Source organism: Cupriavidus sp. 01L46 (assembly GCF_056399905.1).
The window spans coordinates 1-4,009 of record NZ_JBFTSF010000435.1 but is presented as its reverse complement, the minus strand read 5'-3'; the positions used below and the strand labels follow the sequence as shown (position 1 = coordinate 4,009).

Genomic DNA, 4,009 nt, shown 5'->3' with positions numbered 1-4,009 from the left:
GCAAGACCTATCAGCGGACCGGGAACCAGCACCCCATATTGGGTGTCGAGTACCAACAGAATGAGCTGTCCTCGACCGACCAATACTTCGCAAAGATGGGGATGCGGGTTCGATTTTTCATGCCTCCGAATGGCGTCGCACCGTTGGCTTTCTACTTTCACGGCGACCTGCTAGGTGACTACACGAATCTCGAGTTGATCGGCACCATCAGCACAATGGAAACCTTCCAGAAGATTTATCGCCCAGAAATTTACAACGCCAATTCTGCAGCAGGGAAACTCTATCAACCGAGCCTGAAGAACCAGGATTACTCGTTGACGCAAATTGTCTATGACCGGGAAGAACGCAGCCAGTTGGCTGTCAAACAGGGAAAATTTGCGGAGGAGCACTTCATCAAGCCGTACAAGGGCGTCCTTGAGCAGTGGGCTGYCAATTCCTCGCTCTGACCCGCCCAAATACACAGGCCATTCTTCATGAAGAAGCTATTGGGTAGCTCGACAATCATGTCTGTCTCGCCCTCGCCACTTCGCCTCTACGATAAGACAGTGTGTCCATGTCTGAGTTGGGTTGGCGAACAGCGCGGACTTATTCCGACACCTCGTTGACCAAGCTCGCCGGAGCGAATATCACTGTGTCGCGGTACTCGCATCGGCGCTGCTTGCCGTCATGTCCCACATAACACGCCATCCTGTGGCTGCTTCGGCAAAAAAACGGTCCCGAAGCACGCTCGTCACACCCATCATTGTTTGAAAGGAATCCTCAGATGTTTGAAACCTCCATTGCCGGCAGCCTGCCGAAGCCCGCCTGGCTGGCTGAAACCAACAAGCTCTGGCCTCAGTGGAAGGCTGAAGGCGATGCACTTCGCCAGGCCAAGGCCGATGCGACCCTGCTGTGGATCAAGGCCCAGGAAGACGCCGGCCTGGACATCGTGTGCGACGGCGAGCAATCGCGACAGCACTTCGTGCACGGTTTCCTTGAGCAGGTTGAGGGCATCGACTTCGAGAACAAGGTGAAGATGGGCATCCGCGACAACCGCTATGACGCGATGGTGCCGCAGGTGGTGTCGGCTCTGCGCCTGAAGGGCCGAGTACATGCCTTCGAGGCGCAGCTGGCGCGAGCGCACACGAAGAAGAAGCTGAAATTCACCCTGCCCGGCCCGATGACCCTCGTCGACACCGTAGCGGACCGCTTCTACGGCGACAAGGTCAAGATGGCCTTCGCTTTGGCCGAGTTGCTCAACCAGGAGGCCCTGGCGCTTCAGGCTGACGGCGTAGACATCATCCAGTTCGACGAACCCGCCTTCAATGTCTACATGAAGGACGCCGCCGACTGGGGCGTGCAGGCGCTCGAGCGCGCGGCTCATGGCTTGACCTGTACAACGGCCGTGCACATCTGCTACGGCTATGGCATTAAGGCCAATACCGACTGGAAGAGTACCCTGGGCGACGAATGGCGCCAGTATGAGGCGGTGTTCCCCGCACTTGCCCGCAGCAGCATCGATCAGGTAAGCCTGGAATGTATCCACTCCCATGTGCCGCCTGACCTGATGAGCCTGCTGGTCKGCAAGGACGTGCTGGTCGGCGTGATCGATGTGGCCAGCGACGTGATCGAGACACCCGAGGAAGTGGCTGACACCATCGGCCGAGCGCTGGAGTTCGTGCCGAAGGAGCGGCTGTTCCCGTGCACGAATTGCGGCCTGGCGCCGATGGCGCGGGACGTGGCGTGGCGCAAGCTGGAAGCACTGGCAGCAGGCACAAGGCTGGCAAAGGAGCGACTCACCACGGCGTGACGCACAGTCGGTCGTTGCGCCCAGTCATCTTGGTCGCGCCGTCGGTGGCGTGACACATCCCGCGCATACTGAGTCGACCAGCTTTTCCAAGATTGCTTGACGTCTCAAGGACTATCGCGCGTTACGTATGGCTGCAATGGGTTGGCAACTGCCATCGGGTAGTGTCCCGCCCGGCGTCTGCAATCGAGTGGCTAACGGCCAGACTAGGGCAGGGGCGTCCCCTTGATGGCCCGATCAAGATCCAGCCGGTTGAGCAGTCGCTGCCGCTTCACGTTCAGCGGCGGATTGTGCGGCCGCGGCGGCTCGCCTTGCATCGTGTGCGAGGGACCGGCCCGGTGACGGTCGTCGCGCAACGCCTGCACCTGGGCGACGATGTCCAGGACATGCCCGAGCCGCTTGTTCTCGACGATGGCGCCCTGGTCGATCTCGGAGAGCCGGTGATAGGTCGTGTAGGGCAGGGAAGTGCCATCGGCCCACAGCTCGACGTGTCCGTCCGGGTAGTCAGCTACCTCTATATAGCGGTGGATGAGGCGCCGGTGCTCGGGCAGGTCCTCCAGCAGGTACATTACCTTGTCGTACTGCAGTGTGAGGCTCTGCGACACCTTGCGCCATTCGCGCCAGCTGAAGATCCATTCCAGATCCTCGTCGCCACGCAACTGCCGGTGCGCATCGAAGTCGCTCCGTGGCACCTTGGCAAAGCGGGCATTGAAGTCCTCCATGAAGGTTGGGGCATAGGCGTTGGCRGTCGCCATGCTCGAAATGCCGCGCAGGCGCAGTTCCTTCACCAGGCAGTCCTGCAGCGTGCTGTTCATCCGTTCGAGGCGGCCCTTGGCCTGGCTGGAGTTGGCGCACAGGATGTCGATGTTCAGCTCGAGCAGTGGTCGACCGAACTGCGTATAGCCCCGGCCCTCGGCATTGGTCTTGGCGGCCAATCGGAAGACGCTGAACTTGTCCGAATAGAACGCCTGCGGCTTGCCGTGGCGCTCGATGTAGGCCCGGGTGGCGTCATCGACGTAGACCAGCAGCGTGCACGCCGACGCGCGGTCCTCKAACCAGCGGTGGTCGCTGCCGTCGATCTGCACCAGCTCGCCCAGGCAGGCGCGCCGGTTGCGCGGCTGGTACACCTTGGGCGGGCGCTGCCGGCGCGGCACCCAGAAGCCTGTGTCGATCATGATCCGGCGCACGCATTCCGGCGAGATCTCGATGCCATGGCGCTCGCGCAGCTTCTCGCAAGCCAGCGTCGGGCCGAAGTCGGCGTAACTGTCACGGATCAGACCGCGGACACGGGATTCCAAACCTGGTGGCAGTTGGTTGTGGCCCGGCTGTCCCCATTTACGGGAGACGAGGCCTTGCGGGCCGTCCTGCCGATACCGGTGCACCAGCCGCTCGACCTGGCGCTTGGAGATCCCAAGCTTCTCGGCGGCACGCCAGACCATCAGGCCGTCCTCGAGGACGGAGATCAGGCTTGATCGCGATGTCAGAGCTTGATTGACAAGCGAATCTCGCCACACGTTGTGCGTCAGCGGCCATGCAACTGCAGCAGGCGGGCGTCGATATCAGCCTTATCGCCCTCTGGCTCGGGCACGAGAGCATCGAAACAACTCACGTCTACATCGACGCCGATCTGGCCGCAAAGGAACGGGCTCTTGAGAAACTGGCGCCAGCCGAAGCAGCTACGTTCCGGTTCAAACCTTCCGACAGCGTGCTCGCCTTCCTGCGGCAGTTCTGATTATGCGCAGTCTCGTCGCCGGCATTGCAGCGCGCCTGCGATCGTTGGTCGACGAGTTGGGCAAAACCGGCGACTGTGCCTAAACGGCTTTATGCTCTGCAGAGCATAAGGCCCCCTAGCTGTGCTGCCACTCCCATCGCGTCGCCATCGCCAACCAGCGCCTGCAGACCTTCGACGGCGACGCGGCACCTTCCAGTAGAAGGACTACAAGCATGGGGCCACAAGACGGACCATGACATCTGCAGCCTCGATGGGATCAGCGCAACCCGTCCTTAGCAAGATCTTGCGGCTTGCCGGACGCGGCAGCCGGCCCCAAAGCCATGTTGTTGCATTTCCATCGTCGCCGTCTCAAGTCCACCGCGCATCGACTTCGCCGACCATCGTGCCAGGTCCGACGGGCCATGTGTCTCATGAATGAAACAAAAATGTGTGGCTAGTTTCACGCCCCCTCAGCCATGCTTTGCTCGTCCATTAGTTCGTTGCTTCTCGAC

The 4,009-nt window shown here is 60.9% G+C and carries 4 protein-coding genes; 3 read left to right on the top strand and 1 reads right to left on the bottom strand.

Translation table 11 applies throughout. The annotated features are described in order from the left end of the window. Together AC1DS3_RS36185 and AC1DS3_RS36180 are read left to right on the top strand one after the other, a co-directional pair. Positions 1-446, top strand: a 446-nt coding sequence (locus tag AC1DS3_RS36185; protein ID WP_477129093.1) for a putative oxygenase MesX, incomplete at its 5' end; no start/stop codon positions are given. Between the two features lie 317 nt (positions 447-763). Then, positions 764-1,789, top strand: coding sequence for a methionine synthase (locus AC1DS3_RS36180; RefSeq protein ID WP_477129092.1), 1,026 nt, complete (start codon positions 764-766; stop codon positions 1,787-1,789). Between the two features lie 203 nt (positions 1,790-1,992). Here AC1DS3_RS36180 and AC1DS3_RS36175 read toward each other — a convergent pair whose 3' ends face one another. Then, positions 1,993-3,270 carry a helix-turn-helix domain-containing protein gene (locus AC1DS3_RS36175; RefSeq protein ID WP_477129094.1) on the bottom strand — a complete coding sequence of 426 codons (1,278 nt, stop codon included), beginning with the start codon at positions 3,268-3,270 and terminating at the stop codon, positions 1,993-1,995. Positions 3,271-3,317: 47 nt separating this feature from the next. On the opposite strand from AC1DS3_RS36175, the gene AC1DS3_RS36170 reads away from it, so the two are divergent. Continuing rightward, entirely contained in the window at positions 3,318-3,518 is a 201-nt protein-coding gene (locus AC1DS3_RS36170; RefSeq protein WP_441641235.1) for a site-specific integrase, read from the top strand. The last annotated feature ends 491 nt before the right edge of the window (positions 3,519-4,009 follow it).

Excerpts from the sequence above, each read along its gene's own strand:
- AC1DS3_RS36170 (WP_441641235.1), top strand. The coding sequence starts at position 3,318 with ATGCAACTGCAGCAGGCGGGCGTCGATATCAGCCTTATCGCCCTCTGG.